This is a genomic window from Vibrio sp. OPT46 (genome assembly GCF_015163535.1).
Classification (GTDB): Bacteria; Pseudomonadota; Gammaproteobacteria; order Enterobacterales; family Vibrionaceae; genus Vibrio; species Vibrio alginolyticus.
In genome coordinates, this window is record NZ_JADDYG010000335.1 from 1 (window position 1) to 278 (window position 278).

Consider the following 278-nt stretch of genomic DNA (forward strand, 5'->3'; position numbering starts at 1 on the left):
GTTTAACGCTAGATCATCTCCCAACACACCTGCGGTTTTCTTTGCCGCCATTTTTGACATTAAGGCGACATCATCAAGCACCGTGGCAATATCGTCCAGCAGTGTGAGTAAACTTGCTCCAGCCATTTTTGGTCTCTTATATGAAATTGAGTAAGTAACAAAATGTAACACCAATGAATCACTCATCAAAGTGATGATTTTGCAAAGAATACCACCCCAAATGGTGTTTTATATTGCCGTAAAGATAAGACAGGTCTAGTCTTGTGATACCTTTCAGC

At 40.3% G+C, this 278-nt stretch carries 1 protein-coding gene; it reads right to left on the reverse strand.

From position 1 onward, the window contains the following. Positions 1-126, reverse strand: a 126-nt coding sequence (locus IQR33_RS15605) for a DUF808 family protein (protein ID WP_193843822.1), incomplete at its 3' end; no start/stop codon positions are given. Positions 127-278 lie beyond the last annotated feature (152 nt).